General features: G+C 46.3%; 22 protein-coding genes and 1 other RNA gene. 19 read left to right on the forward strand and 4 right to left on the reverse strand.

What is annotated here, in order from left to right; all coding sequences use genetic code 11:
* The first annotated feature begins 17 nt into the window (after positions 1-17).
* Positions 18-434: RNase P RNA component class A (gene rnpB / locus EIM92_RS12400), an RNA gene on the forward strand.
* 134 nt (positions 435-568) lie between these two features.
* Here rnpB and EIM92_RS12405 read toward each other — a convergent pair.
* Positions 569-2,491: a S8 family peptidase gene (locus EIM92_RS12405; RefSeq protein ID WP_125082899.1), complete on the reverse strand. Its 1,923-nt coding sequence runs from the start codon at positions 2,489-2,491 to the stop codon at positions 569-571.
* Between the two features lie 152 nt (positions 2,492-2,643).
* Between EIM92_RS12405 and EIM92_RS12410 the strand changes: the two genes are divergently transcribed.
* The 11 genes from EIM92_RS12410 to EIM92_RS12460 all read left to right on the forward strand — a co-directional run bounded on the left by EIM92_RS12410 (position 2,644) and on the right by EIM92_RS12460 (position 12,259).
* Entirely contained in the window at positions 2,644-2,871 is a 228-nt protein-coding gene (locus EIM92_RS12410) for a DUF1540 domain-containing protein (protein ID WP_125082900.1), read from the forward strand.
* A gap of 34 nt (positions 2,872-2,905) precedes the next feature.
* Positions 2,906-3,301 carry a hypothetical protein gene (locus tag EIM92_RS12415; protein WP_125082901.1) on the forward strand — a complete coding sequence of 132 codons (396 nt, stop codon included), beginning with the start codon at positions 2,906-2,908 and terminating at the stop codon, positions 3,299-3,301.
* Between the two features lie 159 nt (positions 3,302-3,460).
* Positions 3,461-4,204, forward strand: coding sequence for a lytic transglycosylase domain-containing protein (locus EIM92_RS12420; RefSeq protein WP_125082902.1), 744 nt, complete (start codon positions 3,461-3,463; stop codon positions 4,202-4,204).
* Positions 4,205-4,372: 168 nt separating this feature from the next.
* Positions 4,373-5,524 carry a cysteine desulfurase family protein gene (locus tag EIM92_RS12425; protein WP_125082903.1) on the forward strand — a complete coding sequence of 384 codons (1,152 nt, stop codon included), beginning with the start codon at positions 4,373-4,375 and terminating at the stop codon, positions 5,522-5,524.
* A 4-nt stretch (positions 5,525-5,528) separates the two neighbouring features.
* Complete coding sequence (thiI, locus tag EIM92_RS12430) at positions 5,529-6,761, forward strand: tRNA uracil 4-sulfurtransferase ThiI (RefSeq protein WP_125085158.1); 1,233 nt, start codon at positions 5,529-5,531, stop codon at positions 6,759-6,761.
* Positions 6,762-6,919: 158 nt separating this feature from the next.
* The gene (locus tag EIM92_RS12435; protein WP_125082904.1) at positions 6,920-7,573 is read left to right on the forward strand and encodes a TerC family protein; all 654 of its coding nucleotides are present in this window, start codon (positions 6,920-6,922) and stop codon (positions 7,571-7,573) included.
* 104 nt (positions 7,574-7,677) lie between these two features.
* Positions 7,678-8,175, forward strand: coding sequence for a hypothetical protein (locus EIM92_RS12440; protein WP_125082905.1), 498 nt, complete (start codon positions 7,678-7,680; stop codon positions 8,173-8,175).
* Positions 8,176-8,333: 158 nt separating this feature from the next.
* Positions 8,334-10,175: a translational GTPase TypA gene (gene typA, locus EIM92_RS12445; protein WP_125082906.1), complete on the forward strand. Its 1,842-nt coding sequence runs from the start codon at positions 8,334-8,336 to the stop codon at positions 10,173-10,175.
* Positions 10,176-10,235: 60 nt separating this feature from the next.
* Positions 10,236-10,550 (forward strand): YlaH-like family protein, encoded by a 315-nt coding sequence (locus EIM92_RS12450; protein ID WP_125082907.1) that lies wholly within the window; start codon positions 10,236-10,238, stop codon positions 10,548-10,550.
* A gap of 97 nt (positions 10,551-10,647) precedes the next feature.
* The gene (locus EIM92_RS12455; protein WP_125082908.1) at positions 10,648-11,736 is read left to right on the forward strand and encodes an LCP family protein; all 1,089 of its coding nucleotides are present in this window, start codon (positions 10,648-10,650) and stop codon (positions 11,734-11,736) included.
* Positions 11,737-11,806: 70 nt separating this feature from the next.
* Complete coding sequence (locus EIM92_RS12460; protein ID WP_125082909.1) at positions 11,807-12,259, forward strand: pyridoxamine 5'-phosphate oxidase family protein; 453 nt, start codon at positions 11,807-11,809, stop codon at positions 12,257-12,259.
* Between the two features lie 33 nt (positions 12,260-12,292).
* On the opposite strand, the gene EIM92_RS12465 is transcribed toward EIM92_RS12460, so the two are convergent.
* Positions 12,293-12,991, reverse strand: a complete 699-nt coding sequence (locus EIM92_RS12465) for a YhcN/YlaJ family sporulation lipoprotein (RefSeq protein WP_125082910.1) — start codon at positions 12,989-12,991, stop codon at positions 12,293-12,295.
* Between the two features lie 111 nt (positions 12,992-13,102).
* Between EIM92_RS12465 and EIM92_RS12470 the strand changes: the two genes are divergently transcribed.
* Together EIM92_RS12470 and EIM92_RS12475 are read left to right on the forward strand one after the other, a co-directional pair.
* Positions 13,103-14,434, forward strand: coding sequence for a PhoH family protein (locus EIM92_RS12470; protein WP_125082911.1), 1,332 nt, complete (start codon positions 13,103-13,105; stop codon positions 14,432-14,434).
* A gap of 160 nt (positions 14,435-14,594) precedes the next feature.
* Positions 14,595-15,869 carry an ABC transporter substrate-binding protein gene (locus EIM92_RS12475; protein ID WP_125082912.1) on the forward strand — a complete coding sequence of 425 codons (1,275 nt, stop codon included), beginning with the start codon at positions 14,595-14,597 and terminating at the stop codon, positions 15,867-15,869.
* Positions 15,870-15,894: 25 nt separating this feature from the next.
* Here the strand turns inward: EIM92_RS12475 and EIM92_RS12480 are convergent, their stop codons facing one another.
* The gene (locus tag EIM92_RS12480) at positions 15,895-16,986 is read right to left on the reverse strand and encodes a coiled-coil domain-containing protein (protein WP_125082913.1); all 1,092 of its coding nucleotides are present in this window, start codon (positions 16,984-16,986) and stop codon (positions 15,895-15,897) included.
* Between the two features lie 148 nt (positions 16,987-17,134).
* A complete protein-coding gene (locus EIM92_RS12485) occupies positions 17,135-17,371 on the reverse strand; it encodes a DUF2626 family protein (RefSeq protein WP_125082914.1) in 237 nt (78 codons plus the stop codon).
* A 346-nt stretch (positions 17,372-17,717) separates the two neighbouring features.
* On the opposite strand from EIM92_RS12485, the gene EIM92_RS12490 reads away from it, so the two are divergent.
* The 5 genes from EIM92_RS12490 (at position 17,718) to EIM92_RS12510 (ending at position 22,935) form a co-directional block, all read left to right on the forward strand.
* The gene (locus EIM92_RS12490; RefSeq protein ID WP_125082915.1) at positions 17,718-18,371 is read left to right on the forward strand and encodes an RsfA family transcriptional regulator; all 654 of its coding nucleotides are present in this window, start codon (positions 17,718-17,720) and stop codon (positions 18,369-18,371) included.
* Between the two features lie 113 nt (positions 18,372-18,484).
* On the forward strand, positions 18,485-19,441 hold the full coding sequence (locus tag EIM92_RS12495; RefSeq protein WP_125082916.1) for a ketopantoate reductase family protein: 957 nt from the start codon (positions 18,485-18,487) through the stop codon (positions 19,439-19,441).
* Between the two features lie 70 nt (positions 19,442-19,511).
* Complete coding sequence (locus EIM92_RS12500; protein ID WP_125082917.1) at positions 19,512-19,895, forward strand: DUF3397 domain-containing protein; 384 nt, start codon at positions 19,512-19,514, stop codon at positions 19,893-19,895.
* A 227-nt stretch (positions 19,896-20,122) separates the two neighbouring features.
* Positions 20,123-21,823, forward strand: a complete 1,701-nt coding sequence (locus EIM92_RS12505; RefSeq protein WP_125082918.1) for a peptide ABC transporter substrate-binding protein — start codon at positions 20,123-20,125, stop codon at positions 21,821-21,823.
* Between the two features lie 179 nt (positions 21,824-22,002).
* Positions 22,003-22,935 (forward strand): ABC transporter permease, encoded by a 933-nt coding sequence (locus EIM92_RS12510; protein ID WP_125082919.1) that lies wholly within the window; start codon positions 22,003-22,005, stop codon positions 22,933-22,935.
* Positions 22,936-22,937: the final 2 nt, after the last annotated feature.

The raw sequence follows: 22,937 nt of genomic DNA on the forward strand, positions 1-22,937 counted from the left end.
AACAAGTGTTGCCTTCGAAAGTTTGACAGACAATCGCCGGCGGCTTTGCAGCCGCGGGAGGAAAGTCCGGGCTCCGCAGGGCAGGGTGCTGGATAATGTCCAGTCGGCGCGAGCCGAAGGATAGTGCCACAGAAACGGACCGCCGATGGCCGCCGCAAGGCGAGCACAGGCAAGGATGGAACCGAGGTGTAAGAGACCCCGAGGAACGCAGGTGACTTCGTTCCTGGTAAACCCCACTTGGAGCAAGACCTAATGAGACGCAGTTTGTCACCCGCTTGGGGGACAAGCAGCTTTTGCCCGAAGCGCGTCTAGGTTGGTCGCTGGAGCCTTGCAGTAATGTACGGCCTAGATAGATGATTGTCGCTTAGTAGCGGAAGGGTAGTTCCCGATTGACCGCGAACGGTACAGAACCCGGCTTACGGCAAACTTTCATCACTGCAACACGTTGTTACATCGTGAACAGACACTGTGCTGTTCTTACTCCAACAATCAGAGAAGATCGCTAGCATTGCCCGATGGCAGCCAAGCGATCTTCTTTTTATTTATGCTATCTAGTTTCTAATGCCCATTAACGTGGCATCGTCTCCTCCATTAGCTGATTAAGCTTCTGGTCTATATGCTGGGGCCACAGCTGAAGCGGGGCGGCGCTGCCCCCGGCGGCTTCCAGTGCTGCATAGACATCGATTTGTCCATGACCATACAAATTGTCATGTCCAGGATCGCCTAGGTCGATGACATTGCTGCGGATAATGTCCATTACTTCTGTATTCTTCAGGTCCGGATTTACGGAACGAATTAGAGCGGCAAGCGCAGCAACATGGGGGCTTGCCATAGATGTGCCGGATAATGCAGCGTACTGGTTGTCCGGATAAGTACTGGCAATACTCTCTCCTGGAGCAACGACATCGACATAATCGCCATAATTGGAGAATGAAGCTTTTTGCAAATTGTAATCGGTAGCAGATACGGACAGTACTTCCGGATAGGCTGCGGGATATCCCGGGCGTTCCGTATTATCATTTCCGGTAGCCGCGACGAGAACGACATCTTTGTCAAAAGCATACTTGATCGCTTCATGTAAAAACTGGGCGTCAGCGTAATTTCCAAGGCTTAAGTTGATAACTTTGGCCCCGTTGTCCGTAGCCCAGATAATCCCTTGTGCAACGGAGTAGGTCGTGCCCGATCCAGATTGATCCAGTGCTTTAACCGGTAGAATTTTGCCGCCCCACATCATCCCAGCAATTCCTTCTCCGTTGTTGACATTCGCTGAAATAATGCCGGCAACATGTGTGCCGTGACCCACATCATCGATAGGCTCTTCGTCAGGAGCAACGGCGTTATACCCCTTTAGAAGCCGACCTTTCAGATCTGGATGAGATAGATCCACTCCTGTGTCTACTACAGCGACGATGACATCGTTGCTGCCCTTGGATAATTTCCAGCCCCGATTCGTCTCGATAATGGGCAGGTTCCATTGGTATTCCGAGAACAGCATATCGTTAGGAATTTCCAAGGTATCGGCTGCCCTAGCCGTTTCGTTCGTTAAATATAAGTAATGCGGCTCAATAAAGGCGGGCTGCCATTTCTGGACGAAGTATTTTTTCAATTCCTCCATGCTCATGGTTTTGGATTGAAAAATATAGGTGTTGCGAATGGCTCTTGGCTGTTTTGTTGTATCTGATTTAATTTCCGCTTGAATTTGTGCGAGCTGCCGCTTGGATGGGGGCTCGTTAAAAGTTACCACGATTTCATTTTCGTAATAATGGCTTGCTTTCTCATTGTCATGACCGGTTTTTACCGTAATGTCTTTAAGTGTATCGGTATGTACCGATTCAATTTTATATTTCCCCTCTTTTGGATATGGGATCAGGCGCAGGTTTTTGTCTTGGTGTTCCTTTACTCGCTTTAGGATGTGAGTATCCATGATGGCGATGATCCCGTCTTTGTTATGCTTGGAAGGCTCGGCAATGACAAAAAAATGAGGATCCTTCTCGGGAAAGGCGGGTGATTCGTACGCCTCGGATTTGCGGAGTGCTTTGCGCGCTAGTCCTACGTAGTATTCCATTTGCTTCTGGATTTCTGGAGAAGTTCGTTCATTCGTGCTGCGAAACTGCTTGTCCTGCTTTCTCGCCGAGCTATGCAGCATGATTGTATGGAATTGCTTATGCCCTTTTTGGAGCTCCTTAATATCGGCGGTCAGCTTAGGGAGAGATGTGTCTTTCAACTCTGTGGCTAGCTTCCTTAAATGGCCTTTCGAGTCGAGTCTGGCCAGCCTCTCTGTAGCGGTCACGTCCCGACGCAGCATAAGCTGCTTTAATTGTTTTTCCTCGGCCCGTTTGGGCACATTCATCTCCTTGGATTGCTGTATTTGTGGTTTCGTTTGTTGCCTTCCCTGTTGCTTTGGACCCGAATTATGCGTCGGAAAAAATGAAAAAATCGCTATGGCTGTGGATGCGCATACCGCTATTACAACCCATCTACCCCATTTCATGGACATCCCTCCTGCTGAAATAACATGTATCTTTATCTGTAGGTTGAGGAATTCACCTTCATATTATTCTTAATGCCGCTGTATCGATTTGACATTAATTCGGTCGCATAGCCGTCATGTCGGCGGGGGAAAATGTAGACGAGGTGATCATAATGCCAAATGGCAATAAACCGATTGTTAGATGTAGCGTCTCTAATTGTTCGTATTGGGGAGAACAGAATTATTGTAATGCGGATTTGATTATGATCGATATCGACAAGCATGCGGATCGCAAATATGATGCGGAATTCGCAGGCGAGGAATTTGACAGCGATCATAAGGACACCGCCGATTCATCTGCTGCTACTTGCTGTCATACGTTCAAGCCGAAATCATCGTAAGGAGCAGAAAACATAATACTTGGAGGTGTTGAAGATGACGGACGACAACAAGAAGGATAAAGTGGAATTGCTTGATGATGGATTCGAGAGTGATCCGGAGCGCGTGGATTATCCTCGTCGCACCCATCAGGAGGAATACTCTGCCGAGGTAGCACCAACTGGTACGTTCCAAAGTTCACGAGGTGATCGCGAAGCCGATCGGGACGATACGGCTGGCGATACCGGCACAGCCGGTCGTACTGTTGGTTATGTAGGTGTGGGTCTCGGTATTGCCTCCTTTTTTATATGGTCGATTATTTTAGGCCCTCTTGCCGCTATAATGGGCTTTTACGCTTATAGTCAAGGAAACAGGACGTCGGGGGCCTGGGCGATCGGATTGGGGGCAATTGCTACGTTAAGTTATTTCTTTTTGATGCCTTTTACTCGATAAACTATTTTGTTTTAATGCGGACTTTCGTCTTTACACGACGAAGGTCTTTTTCTGGTTAAAGATTTAATTATTTTCGAAAAAAGGTGGTTATTGTCGCATTTCAGGTGTAAAATGTAGGGTAGATTATTCCATGGAGAGAAAGAGGAGTTAAAGAATAAGATGGAAATCGATACGCGCACAATGGGACAGCTGATCCAGCTCCAAATGATGAATGATATCGACCTTCAAGGAACTTCTGTTCAAAGAACCACTTCAGGTAGCGAAAATTCTTTATTTGATATATTGCTGCAAGAATTAATGTCGGCTGAAGGGGAAGAGAAGACCATGACGCAAGACGGCATGCTAGATGCGGGCCAGATGTTGTCAGGTTCGATGGATAATGCCCTTTGGTATATTATGGGAGATCAGATGTATAATGATGCTGAATTTTCCCCTCTTCCTGTTGAGGGTACCTATTCTGCTGGATTGCCCGTTACGACAGGAGTTGGACGGGATATTGACGAGCTTATAAGCCGAGCAAGCAAGGCTTATGGCGTTGCGGAGAGTTTAATTAAAGCCGTCATTGAGACGGAGTCTTCTTTTAACGCTAGTGCCGTCTCGCCTGCAGGAGCTAAAGGGCTGATGCAGCTTATGGATGGAACGGCTAGAGGACTCGGAGTAAGCAATCCGTTTGATCCTGCTCAGAATATCGATGGAGGGACGCGTTACTTGTCCTCTCAGTTGAAGCGTTTTGGCGGTGAGGAGAAGACGGCCTTGGCAGCTTATAATGCAGGTCCTGGACGAATCCAGCGTCTTGGGATCAGCAATGACGTGGAATTGATGGAGAAATTGCACTTGCTACCGAAGGAAACGCAGAACTACATTACTAAGATCGAAAACGCTCGATTAAAGTACGAAATATAACGGTTCGTAGTACAGTTACCCGTATATTGGATTTGCAATAAGTCAGAGATCATTTGAGAAAACGCTGATTCGCTGCGATTTCCCATTTGGTCTTTTTTTTGACAATGACGACATCGCTATGATTCCGGTACAATAGACAAGAATTATATTGATAACTAGGGGGAAGAAATGAAGTATTTTGATCATGCTGCCACAACCCCGCCCCGAGAAGATGTCATTCGTACGGTCACGGAAGTGATGGCTCAGCATTTTGGCAACCCCTCCTCCTTGCATCGTCTGGGGGAAGACAGCAGCAAGCTGCTGAGTAAAGCGCGAGAGGTTTGCGCAAATGTACTCCAGGTGAAGCCAGGTGAAATTGTATTTACGTCTGGAGCAACTGAGAGCAACAATTTGGCAATCAGGGGCATTATGTCCAAGTATCGTCATCGCGGTAATCATATCGTTACAACTTCTATAGAGCATCCTTCAGTATTCGAGACTTGTAGACAATTAGAAAAGGAAGGCTGTGAGGTTACTTACGTTCCGGTTCAGCCTGATGGCACAGTGACTGCGGAGGATGTTCTATCTGCGGTAAGAAACGATACCGTGCTTGTAACTGTCATGCATGTCAATAACGAGACCGGGTCCATTCAGCCGATTGAGGAAATTGGCAAGGACATAAAAAGCCGCCATCCACTCGTTTTCTTTCATGTCGACGGTGTACAAGCATTTGGCAAGCTGCCCTTATCTATTCGAAACAGCCGTATTGATCTGTATAGCTTATCCGCTCATAAATTTCGCGGGCCCAAAGGAGCCGGACTGTTGTATGTCAGGGAAGGAGTAAGCCTTGCGCCGCTACTGACGGGCGGTGGACAAGAAGGTGGCTTGCGCTCCGGAACCGAGAATATCCCTTATATTGTCGGCATGGCCAAAGCGGTCAGATTGGCTGCAGAACAGCAGCCTCACCTTGCTAAGCAGCTAGCTAAGCTGAATCTTGAACTACATGAGGGTCTGCAGCACTTGGGTGGACTTGAGATAAACTCATCTCCACAGGGGGCGCCACATATTGTTCACTTCTCTTATCCGGGGATGAAGGCGGAAACGATGCTTCATATGCTAGAGGAGGAAGGCTTCTTCGTCTCTACGCAATCCGCCTGTTCTTCGAAGCGTAGCGAACCGAGCCGTGTATTGCTCGCCATGAACAAAGAGATGGATTGCGCCCTGTCGGGGATCCGCATCAGTCTGGGGGAAGAGCATACAGAAGAGGATATCAGACAACTGCTGCGTGCCATAGAGCGTACGATGGAGCGCCTGCAAAGAGTGAAAGGTGGAAACAGTTAATATGCTGCAATATGATATGCTACTGTTGCGCTTTGGCGAAATTACCGTTAAAGGGAGAAATCGCAGCCGCTTCGAGAAAGCGGCCTTAGCGCATGTGCAAGACTTGCTGAAGGCTTACCCGGCAACTGAGATCAAAAAGGAATACGGCCGGATCTATGTAGTGCTCCATGGAGAGCCTGCAGCAAAAATTATTGATTTGCTTAAAAATGTATTTGGGGTAACGTCTATTAGTCCCGTTAAGGTGGCGAATTCCGAGATTGAGGAAATTACCGCTCAGGCGGTCAGTTTCATCGAGAGTATGAACATCGCGAAGGAAACGACCTTTAAATTAAATGCGAGAAGAGTGTGGAAGAAGTTCCCTGTCTCTTCTCATGATATGAATCAAATTATTAGCTCACCGATCCTTAAGGCCTGTTCTCATTTAAAAGTCGATGTCCGTAATCCGGAAATTGAGCTGCGGATTGAGGTTAGAGAACAGGGCACCTATCTGTTCTCAGAGGTTGTTCCCGCTGCGGGCGGATTCCCGAGGGGGACGAATGGCAAAGCCATGCTACTGCTGTCTGGGGGAATCGACAGCCCTGTCGCCGGCTGGTCGGCGATGCGCCGGGGGTTGGAAATCGAATGCGTGCATTTCCACAGCTATCCGTTCACGAGCAAGAAAGCGGAGGAGAAGGTTATCGACCTAGCTCAGGTGCTATCCGGGTATTACGGACAAATCAAACTCCATCTCGTACCGTTTACGGAGATTCAGACGACACTGGCACAGGGCAAGCATGACAGCGTTATGATTACGCTGATGCGAAGAGCAATGCTCCGAATCGCCTCAGCCCTTGCGGAGCGGAACAACGCGCTTGCTCTTGTTACCGGAGACAGCCTCGGACAGGTTGCCAGCCAGACACTAGCCAGCATGAACGTGATCGGCCGTGCGACTACGCTACCGATCCTTCGTCCGTTAGTTACGACTGATAAAGAGGAGATAGTTAGCTTAGCACAGCAGATCGGTACTTATGAATTATCTATTCTACCTTACGAGGACTGCTGTACTCTGTTTGTGCCACGGTCTCCATCGACGAATCCCAATTTGCACGTAATTGAGAAGATTGAGGCAGCGCTGCCTCAACTGGACGAGCAAATTAATGAAGCTGTATCGGGAACTGAGACGATTATGATTAGGCCGGGCGAGGCCGTAATCAGAAGATCTGAGGCAGAGCCGGTCGTTCAGGATAAATGGTTTTAGAAAACAAGGTTGCCACTCGCATATGAGTGGCAACCTTGTTTTGCTGTGTGTGCCCGGTCGCGAGGTTTGCTTATCCCTTTTCTAAAACCAGTTTCGATTACAAAGTAAGGTATAGCTTGGCACCTCCAAACATACATCTGTAATGGAGGGATAAGCCTATGGAGCATTTGTTATTGTTATTCGAAATACTTATTATTAATTTAGTACTTAGTGGCGACAATGCGGTAGTTATTGCCATGGCCAGTAAGCATCTTCCCCCTCAACAGCGTAGGCAAGCCGTATGGTGGGGATCGTTCGGTGCGGTGCTGATGCGGTGCATCCTAACATGGCTTGCGGCGATTTTGTTGAAAATTCCCTTTATTCAAGCAGCTGGGGGAGTAATGCTAGCTATGATCGCTTTTAACCTGCTCCAGCACCGCCAGCATACTACTGAAAAAAGGCAAGCCGATACAATCTGGAAGGCAATTCAAACGATTCTCGTGGCCGATTTCATTATGAGTTTGGATAATGTGCTGGCAATTGCCGCATTGGCCGACGGGGATGTTGCGATATTAGTTATCGGCATTGCTGTCAGCATACCAATTGTCATTTGGGGTAGTAACTTAATTTCGGTCTGGTTGCAGCGGTTGCCGATATTGACGTTTGCCGGAGCGGGGATATTAGGTTATACGGCAGGAGATATGATGCTGAAGGATGCAAGATTAGGCATTTTCCTGACAGAAATGCTTCCCTCTATGCATACTTGGATTCCGTTAATCATGGCTGTGGTTGTTATCATTTTCGGATGGCTGGGTAATGGTAGGGCGGCATGAGAGAGTGGCATTTTCGATCATCTTCATATAAACTGGAATTAGGTGGGATGTCACAAAATTGGTGGCCATGTCCCTAATTGTCAACTGGAAGGTGAGTGACGGAAATGTCCGACAACAACAAGCTGATGACCGGAATAATGATTTTGGCTGCTGGCATTATCATCTTACTTGGAAAGTGGGGAGTGTTCAGCTTTCTCGGCAAAGCGCTTTGGCCGCTGATCTTGTTAATTCCGGGCATACTACTGCATATTTGGGTATTTGCCAGAAGAGGTTCTTCTGAACTGCTGCTGCCTGCAGGTATTCTCGTCGTATACTCCATCCTGTTTTTTATTGGCATCATCTGGGGCTGGACGTTTCTGTTTTACAATATGTGGCCTGCGTTTATACTTGGCATCTCGATTGGGTTGTTTGAATACTATGCTTATGCACCGCAGCGTCAGAACGGCATGCTATTGATGGCTGTAGTGCTGGGGGCTTTGTCTATTATTTTGCTGGGGTGGAGCATGTTCTCCTTCTCCTTTGTTTATTTGCTAGCCATCTTGCTTATGGCCGTTGGAATCTGGCTTATTGTTAGTCGTGGGAATAACCGTCGAATCTGGTAAAGGTCTGGAAAGTTCTTGAATTATTTCTGGTTTTGCGTATAATATTAAGGATACGATTAGCGTCGGAAGTTTTCGTCCGACGCTTCTTTGGGTGGTAAATAGGGCAGCTTTTTGTAATACTGTAAAGACACAGAGACGAAAGGATTTGGAGAAATCATATGCACACAAGAAATCATATTCGCAATATAGCCATCATCGCTCACGTCGACCATGGCAAGACAACACTAGTTGATAAGCTGCTACAGCAGTCTGGAATTTATCGGGATAATGAAACAGTGCAGGATCGCGTTATGGATTCCAACGATATAGAGCGTGAACGGGGCATCACGATTCTGGCCAAGAACACAGCAATTACGTATAAAGATTATTTAATTAATATTGTTGATACGCCGGGACACGCCGACTTCGGCGGAGAAGTGGAACGGATTATGAAAATGGTAGACGGTGTTCTGCTCGTGGTCGACGCTTATGAAGGCTGCATGCCGCAGACAAAATTTGTGCTTAGCAAAGCGCTCGAGCATCAGTTGACCCCGATCGTCGTCGTTAATAAGATCGATCGTCCGGCTGCCCGGCCGTCGGAAGTGATCGATGAGGTGCTTGATTTGTTCATCGAGCTGGAAGCCAATGATGAGCAGCTAGAATTCCCCGTGGTATATGCTTCCGCATTGAACGGCACTTCCAGCCTTGATCCAGAACAGCAGGACAGCAATATGCAAGCACTTTATGATACGATCGTTCAGCATATACCAGCACCGACCGAGAACGTGGAAGAGCCGCTTCAATTCCTGGTCACGCTGATGGATTATAATGAATATTTGGGGCGCGTCGCTATTGGCCGGGTCAACCGCGGAATAATTCGCCAAGGGCAGCCGGTCGCAATCATGACGCGGGAGGGCGGCAAAAAATCCGCCCGAATTGAGAAGCTGTTTGGCTTCAAGGGTCTGAATCGGGTGGAAATCGCCGAAGCCGGTGCGGGTGATATTGTGGCGATTGCCGGCATTAAAGACATCAACATCGGGGAGACCATCGCCGACCCGAACCAACCAGAAGCGCTTCCGGTGCTCAAAATTGATGAGCCGACGCTGCAGATGACGTTCCTCGTCAACAATAGTCCGTTTGCGGGCCGTGAAGGGAAATGGATAACTTCCCGCAAGCTGAGAGAACGCTTGATGAAGGAGCTTGAGACCGATGTATCCCTGAGGGTGGATGAGACGGATAGTCCGGATGCCTTTATCGTATCAGGGCGCGGGGAGCTTCACTTGGGTATTTTGATTGAAAATATGCGTAGAGAAGGCTACGAGCTTCAGGTTTCTAAGCCAGAAGTTATTGTAAAGGAAGTCGATGGCGTCAAAATGGAACCGATCGAGCGCTTATTCATCGATGTTCCTGAGGAACACATGGGAACGGTGATGGAAAGTCTAGGCTCACGCAAAGCGGAAATGGTCAACATGGTTAACAATGGTATGGGCCAGGTTCGTTTGGAATTTCTTATTCCTGCACGGGGATTGATCGGATATGGTACGCACTTCCTGACTCTGACTCGCGGTTATGGGATTATGAACCATGCATTTGATAGTTATGGCCCATTCGTTGGCGGGCAAGTCGGTGGACGCCATCAGGGTGTTCTTGTATCGAGCGAGAATGGCGTGTCGACGACGTACGGCATCCTGTCCATTGAGGATCGAGGTATTCTGTTCCTTGAGCCAGGCAGTGAAATTTACGAAGGAATGATCGTCGGTGAACATAACCGTGACAATGATATCGTCGTGAATATTTGCAAAGAGAAGCAGCTTACCAATGTTCGTTCGGCAACCAAGGAAGATACAGTTAAGATGAAGACGCCGCGGCTTCTCTCCTTGGAGCAGGCGCTGGAGTACCTTAATGACGATGAATACTGCGAGATTACACCTAAAAACATCCGTTTACGGAAGAAGCTTTTGAACAAGAGCGAGCGCGAGCGTGCTGAAAAACATCGCAAAATGTCCGAAACCAATTTATAATGGTAAAGTAAGGTTGTAAGAAACAATAATTACTTTACTACCTCGAAGGAGGGAATTGTCTTGCAACAATGGTTTGCCGATCATCCGGTGATTGCGTATATTCTCATTTTTGTATTGGTTACTTTCGTGTACAATAAGGTGTTTCGGGCTCAGCAGAAGCTTCCTTTATGGAAAGAAATCATCTTGTACGTGCTGATGGCGATCGGCTCCTTCATGCTGCTCATCTTTCAAATCGACAAGCTGCCGATTATTCAATGTCTTCTGGTAGCTGTGGTGCTTATGCTTATGGTGCGCATTCGCTATTTCGTAGAAGGGCGCCGCAATAAGAAGAACGCCTCATCTGTTGTTGAAGGTGACGGCGGGACTAATCCGTAGAGGCCGGAAACGGACAAGCGAAACTTTTTGATGTGCTGATACGTTTTTAGACTGAAGGTTAATTTGCTAATTCACATGAAAAAAGGTGTATTAATCCATGAGTTCTACACGAAGTGGCCTGCCTCCTCGGGAGCAAAGCCATAGAAGACCAATGAAGAAAAGCTCACGTAAGAAGAAAAAGAAAGCTAGTGGTTTTAAAATATTTCTAAAAACGCTGCTAACGCTAATGATTGTATTGGCTCTCGGTGTAGGTGTGTACATCGGGTATTTGACTGTGACGCTGGATCAGGTTATTCAAGAAGCGGGAACTGACGAAAAGGTTGCGCCCGAGCAGTCCGCCAAGGTTAAACCATTGACGATGCTGCTTATGGGGACGGACTATCGACCTGAGACGGGAACGTATCTCACCGATGTGATGATGGTTATGGCGATGAATCCGGAGACAAAATCGGCTACCGTCGTCTCGCTTCCTCGGGACACGTTGGTAGAGCTGAAGGGCTATAAAGCGAATAAATTGAACCATTTCTATCCGAACTTTCGCGTCCAGGAGAAGAAAACGGGCATTTCGGCTAGCTATGAAATGAAAACGATGATGAGCAAATATTTCGACCTGAATATTGATTACGTTACCGTAATAAATTTCCAAGGGTTTCGGGATGTTGTCGATTCGCTCGGCGGTATCGATATTAACGTTGATGCAGATATGTGCTATAAGGACACCGCGGATAACACGGACATCAATTTGAAAAAAGGCCAGCAGCATTTATCGGGAGAGGAAGCACTCGGATATGTTCGCTATCGCAAGTCTAATTGTAGGCCGAAAACCAAGGCTTCCGATGATTTCGACCGCAACCGCCGACAGAATGAAGTGCTGCATGCGCTTATCGACCAAGCTAAATCGTTGGATGGTGTCCTTGGAGCCGGGAAGGTGATTCAGTCGGTCGGCAAAAATATGGAGACGGATCTGGAATCCCAGCAAATGAAGAACATCATTTCCGCTTACTGGAGTATTTCTAAGGAAAATGTAGCGTTCATGCCGATCACGGGTCAATGGAAGAGTCCTTATGTCTATTTGAATGCTGATGAACTCGAAAAAGCCAAACAAGCGCTTAATGATGAACTGGCTGGTAATCGGGTGTTAGTTGAGGACAACGGAGAATCTGAGCAGGACGAAGCAGGCAGCTGATGATTGAAGGCAAGTTTTGCCGCGTGATATAATACAATCAAATAGAAGGATTGTATGGGAGGGCTGGTTCATGTCCGAGATTGTTACGCAGTTATCCGAACCGTTGTACAGTGCATTCCAGTCCGAGATGTTTGTGCTGCTGAGCACGGTAGATGCCGAGTCTGGCGGCCCGACTTCAAGTGCGATTTCCTGGATTTATGCTCTTGATCATTCCACGCTGCGCCTTACGCTTGACCATCGCTCACGGCTGGTTGGGAATATCAAGGCTCATCCAAAGGTTACCATTACAGCTTTTGGCGAGGGAACGATTTATGCCATTAACGGCAGTGCGTCCGTCGCTCAAGATCCGCTTAAAGGAGTTCCTTTCCAAATGTGCTGCTTCGATGTGCGCATCGAAGCCGTTCGCAACGCTCTGTTCTACGGAGCGCAGCTTGTATCTGCTCCTGTGTACAAAAAGGTTTACGATCGTCGTGCAGCGGACATGCTGGACACTCAAGTGTTTGATGCCATGAAAAAAGCCTAGCGAGTTGTTTCTCGCTGGGCTTTTTTCGTTGTCTTATCGATTATTTATGTCCTGTGGGGTCCTTTGCATGTTGTTGTTATTGTTGTTTTGCTGATTTTTATTTTGTCGCGATTTAGATTTGTAGGTATGACTTTCCGTGGAAGGTTGGCTTCCTGCTCCTGGCTTGCGTCCCTGCATATCATTTTCGGTTCTCGGAACCGTGTCCCTTGGCATTTGCGGAATGATCCTACCGATAATATCGGCTAACTCTGTCGCAAATCCGGATACGGGATGTCCTGCACGCATTTTATCGCCGATTTCGGCAATCCGATTGTTCAGATCGATATCAGCCGTTACGATAGCACCGGCGCCCTGTGGATCTTTCCGTAACGCCTCAGCCACAGTGTACTTAATATTGCCGACACTAGCTCTTTCCAGATTACCGTCCACATCGATGCCGACAATGGCCGTGTTGCCCATAATAACGCAGTGAGCGCCTTTAACGCCTGGGACTCGCATTACGAGCTGTTCTAGATGAGCTTGCTTCGTAAGCTGACCTTGATTATTGGCATTGGTTACGTTGTTGTTCATATTGTTGGCATTGTCAGTGATAGGCATTCCGTCATTTTCGATGCTCTGAGCCCGCGGGCTATTGTTTTGTTGACTTTGGGGGGAGGGTGATGCCTTTTGTGAAGCTGTTCCACAGCCTGTAAGAAGAATAGCCGTCAATAACAAATACAGCCCTATTCGCATGTTAGATCGATCCTTTCGGGAATAATGTCTGTCTTTACGTTTCCCGTGCATGGGATGAAATATGTATGTGAAGTCAAGAGGCTGCAAAGACAAGCGGTGGAGGGGATAACTGTGAAAAAAATATTTGTATTGGATACGAATGTACTTCTGCACGATCCCAATGCTATTTTTTCCTTTGAAGAAAATGAGGTCGTCATTCCGGCCATAGTCTTAGAGGAGATCGACTCCAAGAAGCGAAACGCTGACGAGCTCGGCCGTAATGCACGGGGAGTCTCCAGGTTACTTGACGGACTGCGTGAGACGGGTCATCTTCACGACGGTGTAAAGTTGAATAACGGCGGAACGGTAAGGGTGGAGCTAAACCACCGTAGCTTCGCCAAAGTACAGGAAATGTTCGGGGACATGTCCAATGACAATCGCATACTCGCCGTTGCCCTTAACTACCATCTCGAGGAGATCGAGCTTGGCTCATCCAGGACGGTCGTGCTCGTCAGCAAAGACGTCCTTGTTCGCATCAAGGCGGACGTGCTTGGCCTTATGACTCAAGATTACCTATCTGACCGTACGGCAGGCCTTAATGAGCTGTATGCAGGACATTCCACCGTTAAAGTACATCCAGCCGTTATTGATGAATTTTATTCTTACCGTTCCCTTCCGATTCAACCGCTGGGGCTAAGCTACGCTCTCTATCCTCATGAATTTGTCATTCTGAAGGATGAAATGGGGAGCGGGAAGTCGGCCCTATTGAAGGTCAGTGAGGATCGCTTGAAGCTTGCGCCGCTATTTCTTAGCAATGAGCCTATCTGGGGGATCAGCGCACGCAATGCCCAGCAGCGGATGGCGCTTGAGCTGCTGTTGAATGACGAAATCCCGCTTGTAACTATTACAGGTAAAGCTGGAACCGGAAAAACCTTGCTTGCACTTGCAGCTGGCTTACTGAAGGTAGAAGATGAGCATAAATATAAAAAATTGTTAATTGCCCGTCCCGTAGTTCCGATGGGCAAGGATATCGGATATTTACCCGGGGAGAAGGAAGAGAAGCTTCGGCCGTGGATGCAGCCTATTTACGATAATTTGGAGTATTTATTCGATACGAAGAAATCAGGGGATATCGATAAAATTCTCTTGGGACTAGGCAGCATCCAAGTTGAGGCGCTCACTTACATTCGCGGCCGATCCATTCCGGGACAGTTTATCATTGTCGATGAGGCTCAGAATCTGACTCGTCATGAAGTCAAAACGATTGTCTCTCGCGTCGGAGAAGGTAGTAAGATAGTACTGCTAGGGGATCCAGAACAAATTGATCATCCTTATTTGGATTCCGCGAGCAATGGGTTAACTTATCTCGTTGAACGCTTTAAGGAACAGGGGTTGAGCGGTCATATTACTTTAGAGAAAGGCGAACGCTCCAAGTTGGCTCAGGCTGCTGCTGATTTACTCTAATGATGATTTGAAGAATATAATAAGTAGCTTAATTGAGCCGCCGGACTTAGTTTCGGCGGTTTTTACCATGTTTTGTAGGGGACAAAGTATGAGGTAATTTGTTACAATAGGGTTTGATTAATGTCGACTGAAGATTGGAACGCGGAGAGGAAGAACAGTTGTGAAGCGTAGAAATCATTGGGTACTTTTTGCTATCCTATTACTTGCTTTGATTAACTTGTCTCCAAGTAAGCAATCAACCCTCATTCGCAATGAGGGAGATACAATTCCAGAATCTATGTCACTTCCGAATCCTAAAGAAGTGCAGGAGCCAGGCCATTTCCGGGTTGCTGTTCAGATGAATGAAGGGGAATTTCTCCGGTTGCAGCAAATGAATGATGAATATATGAATCAAACTGCGGATCAGGTGGATTTAGTAAATATCCCTTTGGGCGAGCAATCGCATCTGACTTTACTGCAGCAATTTGAGCTGGGCGATTCACCCGACGTCCTGTTGCTCCCAAATGATTGGATCCGCAAGTTTGCATCTAGCGGCTACCTCATGCCTGCGGAGCGCTATTACTCCAGTCCTTTGACTGGGGAGGTGCTAGGTGCTTTGTTAGCCCAAAATGAATGGAATGGATATATCTGGGGTGTTCCTTTTGATGTCGATCCTTATGTATTCGCATACAATCCTGACTTGATTCAAGAGCTGGGGTTCGATCAGCCGCCGAAATCAGTTGATGACTGGGAGAGACTCTTATCTGCGTTTAAGAAGCAAAGCCAGATACCAAATCTTCTTGCCGTTGATCAAACCGAGCCTTATGCGGCTTTATCGTTATTATGGCAGTTTGGAGGAAATACGGCTACGGGCAGCCCGTCCATTTTTGAAATCACGGAAGGAATGCAGCGAGGAATACGGTTCTTGGAGGAGATACGGCCTTATTTGCTTCGTTATCATGTTGAAGCACAGCCTTCGCCAAACGTTTGGAAACGAATGTACGACGGCGAAGTTGTGATTTGCCTTGTACGTGCCTCTGACATCAAAAACGGGCAGCATCCGAGAATGAAAATATTTATGCCGGAACCAGGGAATACGGGGAAAGCGATGTGGAACTATGGCCGGAGCTTTGTAGTATCCTCCAAGAGTAGCAATGCTGAAGCAGCTGGGAATTGGATCATGGAAATGACCGTGGCCAGTAAACAGCGGGAGTGGTATGAAATTACGGGACATATGCCTGTATTAAAATCGCTGTATTTTGATTTTGAAAAAAACAAAATACCAGCATGGGTTCCGGCGTCGCTAGTGGGCAGCAAATCAGACGCCCTGCCTGTAAGCAGCATATTGCCTGAGCAAATAGAGCAATTTTCACGCCTATCCATAGAGTTTATGAATGGACATATCGGTCCAGAGCAATATATGAAAGAAATATCGCAAATTGGCGATGAAAAATAAAATAAAGCCAAAAGCAAGAAGCCCTCTAAAGAGAGAGCTTCAGCTTTACCGTTAAGGTTCCCTTCTGAATAGCGGCCTCGTAAGCTTTCACGAAGGGAACTATTTTTTGCGGGTAAAAACCGAGATCAAAATCATTTTGCAGCTCTGTGCGCGTTGTATCGGGTAACTCTAAACCGTTAAATACAAGTCGATCTACATGGAATATAAGGGCGTTTTGAGGTTCGTCCTCTACGGTATAATGACCTTCTACTCGAAGATTGAGGCCTTCCCGGCTACCTGTAGCAACGATTTTCTCTTTCTCGAATATGAAAGCCATGTTGCTGAGAAGCGCATTTTTGCTGTGCAGAAAAGCATTCAAATCTTCCTCGCGAATCACAAGCACATATCCTCCGTTTTCAGAGACTAGGCTGTCTTGATGATCCTTTAAAAAGTCCTGAAAATCCATCATGGCAGAAGCGAGGGCACTGAAGTAACGGCGCACTTCATGTAAACCGACATTTTCCCAATAGGTCGTCAGTTCTTCAATCATAACTCGCAAATGCTCCGGATCGGTGCTCGCTCCCAATTTGCTGTCCACGCTCCGCTGCAGCTCTATCACACGTTCACGCTGCTTCAATAAGTTCTCTTTCATTTGTGTGAGATTGTTGGTTAGCGCCGACAGCTGTTTCTTCGATTTGTTCAGTTTGGCAAGATCTTTCTTGTATGCCGTCAGAATATCTCGATCCCTCTCCATGATTAATTCGTAGTAGTCCAATACCTTAAAAAAGTCCTTCCAGCTGTTTGTCGACAACAGAGCGGTAAGCAAGTCCTCGCGCTCCCCCATATAGTAAGCTTTGAGCCGGGCGCCAGCACGCTCCTGACTGACAAGCATCTTTGCTTCCGTCGTGACTAATGCTTCGGTTAGGTCAAGCAAGGAACGTTCAGCTTCCTGCCTCCTAATCTCAATCCGGGCGATTTCTCTGTCAATTTCGACGATGGACAAACTCTTCTCCAGAATTTCCTGCTCCTCGTTGGAGAGCGGAAATGCGCTGACTGGAGGAATAGGAAAGATCCATGTCAGGAATAATGATGCAATAAGTGCGCTAGAGAAGCAGAAGGATTTGATACGTCTGTTCAAGAGCGTTCCTCTCCTTGGGTTAAATCTATATATATATATGATAACAGTAATTGAAATAGTCTTCACGAAAAAGGGCGCTTCGGCATCGGCCGAAGGCGCCCTTGATTGAAAGAGTGAGTTGAATATACTCGTCCAGCACGCTTATAGATTAGAGAGGTAATCCCATTTGGAAGATCGTCCAATAACTGAAGCCTGTGAAAGCGACGATCATATATCCCCAAAATAGCAGGATATACGTCTTTTCCGTGAATTTCAAGTAACCGAAGATGACGAAAAAAGCAGTTTGCAGGAAAAATAGCAGGGCCATTTCAATATGATTACCAGCGAAGGCCATAAGTCCAATCGTTAACGTGAAAAAGCCTAGGACGCGGTACATGCGTGCCACAAATAAGTCCCCCTTTCGTATGTATCGGCGACATCTCATTTTCTATTCCTCATTATACCCGTTACCCTAACAACTGTAAACGAAAAGTCATAAAAGTTTAACGATTTAGTCTTGATTAGTGATTTGTATTATGGACTGTAAGGAGCGTTTGGGTTGAATTTTCCTCTTTTTATCAAATGAGGTATGACAGCCCATTATTTTGGATATACAAAATAGTATCAAATAGATTCTATGAACTCTATGAGAGGCATAGGATGGAGTAAGAAGCTTTTTTACCGATACACCGGCTCCGGAATCGTGCCCGGAAGACGGTTATATTAGGATGTCGTTAGGAGGTTTTTATAGCATGACAGCTGTGAGACAAGATGCATGGAGCGCGGAGGATGACTTGATTTTGGCCGAGGTAACCTTACGCCATATCCGCGAAGGCAGTACCCAATTGACTGCGTTTGAAGAAGTGGGGGAGCGAATCGGGAGAACGGCAGCAGCTTGCGGTTTTCGCTGGAACAGCTGTGTCCGTAAAAAGTACGAAGCGGCTATTGGCATCGCCAAAGCACAGCGGCAGAAGCGGAACTATATGAAAAAGCAAGGTTCGGTTGCGAATCATTCTTCAATGGCCTCCTTGGCCTCTGTAGATCTAGAAGAGGGACTCTATAAAAGTGAAGGTGCTACAGAAGAGACAATTTCTATCGATGCGGTGATTCGTTTTTTACGTGGGTGGAAGAACACGGTTCAGGAAACGAGCAGATATGTGAAGCAGCTAGAGAAAGAGCTACGCGAGAAAGACGAGGAACTGGCCATTCTGCGTGAAGAGAAGAACCGTCTATCGAATCAAGTGAATGAAGTGCAGACGGATTATCGTGTCGTTAACGATGATTATAAGGCGTTGATTCAAATTATGGATCGGGCACGTCGGCTTGCATTCCTCAACGAAGAGGACGAAGAACAGAAGACAAGATTCAAGATGGATGCGAACGGAAATTTGGAGCGAATCGAATAATGAAATTGTGGTTTAAATCGAAATTCCGGCATGGTCATGCCGGAATTTTTTTGTGCTGCATAGGCAAGGTTTGGTATAAAGGAAATAACAGAAATGCGAAGAGGGTGGACGAAATGAAATTCGACGTGGTTGGAGCCGGGGCGCTCGGTCTAATGTTCGGCTGCAAACTGGCAGCTAGCGGACAGGGGGTACGGTTTTGGACGAGAACAAATGAACAGGCTAAGTTGCTCGTAAAGGAAGGGATTATGCTTCTGGAAGGAGAAGGAAGTTCTCCCATGAATATCACCAGTTTGACAGCTTATTCCCTTCAGGAAGCATCAACCCGATTAGAGACTCAAATGCATGCAGATTGGATAATATTGGCGACAAAGCAGCGGCACATCGACAACGCACTAGTGAAGGCGATGAAGCCAATAATAGGTCATGACACGAAAATACTCTGTCTTCAAAACGGAATCGGACATGTGGAGTTTTTGAGCCAAGCCTTTCCCAAAACCCCCCTTTATGCCGTCATTACGACTGAGGGAGCAAAGCGGAGTGGTTCTTATCAAGTGATTCGCGCTGGCAAGGGAGTAACTACTGTTGGGCATGTAGGGAGTAGTAGTATATGGAAGGAGATAGACTTACAAAATGCAGCGGAAAAATTAATTGATACCTTTGATGCAGCAGGATTTTGCTCGCTTCTGTCGAAAGACATCGATAGGGAGATTTACAGAAAATTATTGATTAATTCAGTGATTAATCCGCTTACCGCCATGTGGCGTATTACCAATGGGGAATTGTTGGAAAGCGAGGAACGGAGAAAGCTGCTTCAGCAGCTATGCGAAGAGGCTATTGCGATTTATGAGGCAAGAAACATCCCGTTTGAGGGAGATGCTTATGATATCGTATCGGAAGTGTGCCGCTCTACGGCGATCAATATGTCCTCGATGCTGAAGGATGTACTGCAGGGAGTACCTACAGAAATCGATTATATTAACGGTCGTCTTGTAGAGATGGCTAAACAATCCGGCATGTCAGTTCCAGGTCACGAAATGATATGGCGGTTAGTTCGCGGATTATACAAATGATATGCCAATTAAGGCATTTTATTACGGAAGTTTATTGAATTGATTTGCACTATTTGCAGGAGGTGGAACCATGAGTCTGCTAAGTAACACATTGGCCGTTCTCGCTATTGTACCTATCATTCCTTTTTTTCTTGCCTATTTTATCCATTATTATTTGAAGAGAGATAAGAAAGCGGCTCTGCTTCTCGCGATGGATGTAACGACGCTATTTCTAATTCTGGCAGCTGCAGCTCTGTTTAATGTCGTGTTTAAATCCGGCTTTGGTCTTTATTTGATTATGATCATTCTGCTTATCGCTGGCGGACTGATCGGCGGTGCCCAGAATCGCCTGAAAGGGAAAGTGGATATCAAGCGTTTGCTTCGCGCGGTTTGGAGGCTTGCGTTTGCTGGCACGGGCGTTGCTTACATTATCTTGTTTTTGATCAGTTTTATTACATATATTTCGGCAGTTTGAACCAACATAACGTAGTGCGAGAAATATATTCATAACTTGCTACTTTTAGCGCTCAAAAATCAAGCATATGATGAAGCCGATAATGTTAAAAGGACTATTTTGTTAAGAAAAAGGAAAGGATTTTATTGACAATAGTTCAATTTTTGAAATTATGTATTGGTTTTTTTGACCGCTGGTTGTATAATCTAAAAACATATACCACAAATTTTTAAGGGGGATATTGCTAGATGAAGAAGAAGAAGAGTCTCTTGCTTCTTTTGACATTGGTATTGGCACTCAGCACATTGCTTGCTGCTTGCGGATCCAATGACAAGGGTGCCTCTAACGGCGGCAAGAACAATACACCAGCTGAGAATGCGAACAGCGGTGAGGTGAAATTGGCTGCGGATCAAACGCTTAGAGTTAACTTGAGTGCAGAACCGCCAACTTTCGATCCTGGCCAAGCACAAGACAGCCAAGCTAACACTGTCCTCAAAACTATGTATGAGGGTCTTGCTCGGATTGACGATGATGGACAACCTGTTCCTGCAGCAGCGGAAAAGTGGGATGTGGACGGTACGAAATATACATTCTACCTGCGTCAAGACGCGAAGTGGAGCAATGGTGACCCCGTAACAGCGCACGACTTTGTATTTGCTTGGGAGCGTGTTCTGAGCCCGAATACGACTCCGGCAGCACCTTATGCATACCAAATGTATTACCTGAAAAACGGTCAAGAATATAATGAAGGTAAAATTACTGATTTTAGCCAAGTTGGTGTAAAAGCAGTTGATGACTACACGTTGGAAGTTGAACTGGTTGCACCAACGCCTTACTTCCTAGGTCTGACTTCTTTTTACACGTTCTACCCTGTTCACCAGTCTGTTAAAGATGATGCGAAATGGGCAGTAGACGCAAGCAAAATGATTGTTAATGGTCCTTTTACATTGACAAGCTGGATTAAAGGTCAAACGATCGAAGTGACTAAGAATGAAAATTATTGGGACAAAGACAGCATTAAGCTGAACAAAATTACGATGTCCCTTGTAAATAGTGGCGCAACTGAAATCACGAGTTACAGAAATAATGAATTGGATCGTGCAGGGCACCCGAACGGGGAAATTCCTACCGACCAAATTCCAATTGTTCAAAAAGAACTGAAAGACGAATTTAAAGTTAAAGGTATTGCAAGTACGTATTACTATCAATTCAACCTGACAGCTAAACCATTTGATAATGAGAAAATCCGCAAAGCATTTGCAATGGCGATCGATCGTCAAATCATCGTCGATAAAGTTACACTCGGCGGACAGCTGCCGGCATTCGGATTTATTCCTCCAGGCATCGCAGGGGTAAATGACGAATACCGTAAAGAGGTTAAAGATGACTACTTTACAGAAAATGTAGAAGAAGCTAAAAAACTTCTCGAAGAAGGCATGAAAGAAGAAGGATACACCAAGCTTCCTGACATTACATTGACATACAACTCCAGTGAAGCCCATAAGAAAATCGCTCTTGCTGTAGCGGATATGTGGAAAAACAACCTTGGCGTTGATGTAAAAACGGAAAACCAAGAGTGGGCTGTATTTATTGAGAACCGCCAAAACCTGAACTACCAAGTAGCACGTGCTGGCTGGAGTGCGGACTATAACGACCCAATGACATTTATCGACATGTGGACTTCCAATAGTGGAAACAACGACATCGGCTTTAAGAATGAAGAGTACGACAAGTTGATCGCTGAAGCGAAAGCTATGGAAGATAACACAAAACGTAACGAAAACTTCAAAAAAGCTGAGGAGATCCTTGTAAAGGATAATATGGCGATTATGCCAATCTACTACTACACGAATGTAGCTGTAGAGAAGCCGTGGCTCAAAGGCGTAACGCTTGATTTCAGCGGTGCGATCGACTATACTCGCGCATACATTACGGATCAACGCAAGTAATCTGAATAAATACTCCGGGATATATATGTGGGTATTCCATATATATCCCGTTTTTTTGTATGTGGTCAAGAAACTTCCAAGCTTTATATAGTTATGGCAATTATATTAAATAGACATTGTGAAAGAATTATCCTAAAATCGATATGTGTCGAAATTTATCAAAGGAGGTGCTAACGGGCATGGTTCGTTATATTGCCAATAAGTTTTTCTATATGTTGGTCTCATTGTTCATTCTGATCTCGGCCACCTTCTTTCTGATGCAAGCAATTCCAGGGGATCCCTTAACCTCAGAGAAACAGGTGCCACCTGCCATTAAGGAGCGTCTGTATGAGCAATTAGGTTTGGATAAGCCCGTTTATCAGCAGTATTTAAAATATTTGGGGAATGTCGTTCAAGGTGACTTCGGAATTTCGATGAAGAAAATCAATCAGGATGTCTCCGACATTATCGGACAAACTTTCTCGACCTCATTGAAGCTCGGGCTGGTTGCGATTGTCGTGGCGGTTATCGTTGGTGTACTGCTCGGAATGCTGGCAGCGCTGTATCATCGCAAGCTGATCGATAATGTGGCGATGGTGCTAGCGGTGCTTGGCATTGCTGTTCCCAGCTTCGTTGTCGCCACCTTGCTTCAGTACGTCTTTTCATCGAAGCTTCAATTGCTGCCAACAATGGGCTTTAATGGGCCGTTGTATTATGTTCTGCCAGTAGCAGCATTGACGGCTCAGCCGATCGCTTTCATTGCCCGCTTGACACGTTCAAGCATGCTGGAAGTGCTGCACGCTGATTATATTAAGACGGCTAAAGCGAAGGGCTTGGGCTGGATGGCTATTTTGTTCCGCCACGTCATTCGAAATGGAATTATGCCGGTTGTTACTTATTTAGGTCCGATGACGGCGAATATCGTTACCGGTTCCGTTGTTATCGAACAAATTTTTGGAATCGGCGGTATCGGCAAGCAGTTCGTTGAGGCCATTAGCACCCGCGACTATCCGGTCATTATGGGGATTACGATATTCTATGGAATCCTGCTGATGGTGGTCCGGTTTATTACGGATATCGCTTATGTATTTGTAGATCCACGAATTAAACTCAGCAAAGGAAAGGAGGGGTAACG

This window comes from Paenibacillus lentus (assembly GCF_003931855.1).
Classification (GTDB): domain Bacteria; phylum Bacillota; class Bacilli; order Paenibacillales; family Paenibacillaceae; genus Fontibacillus; species Fontibacillus lentus.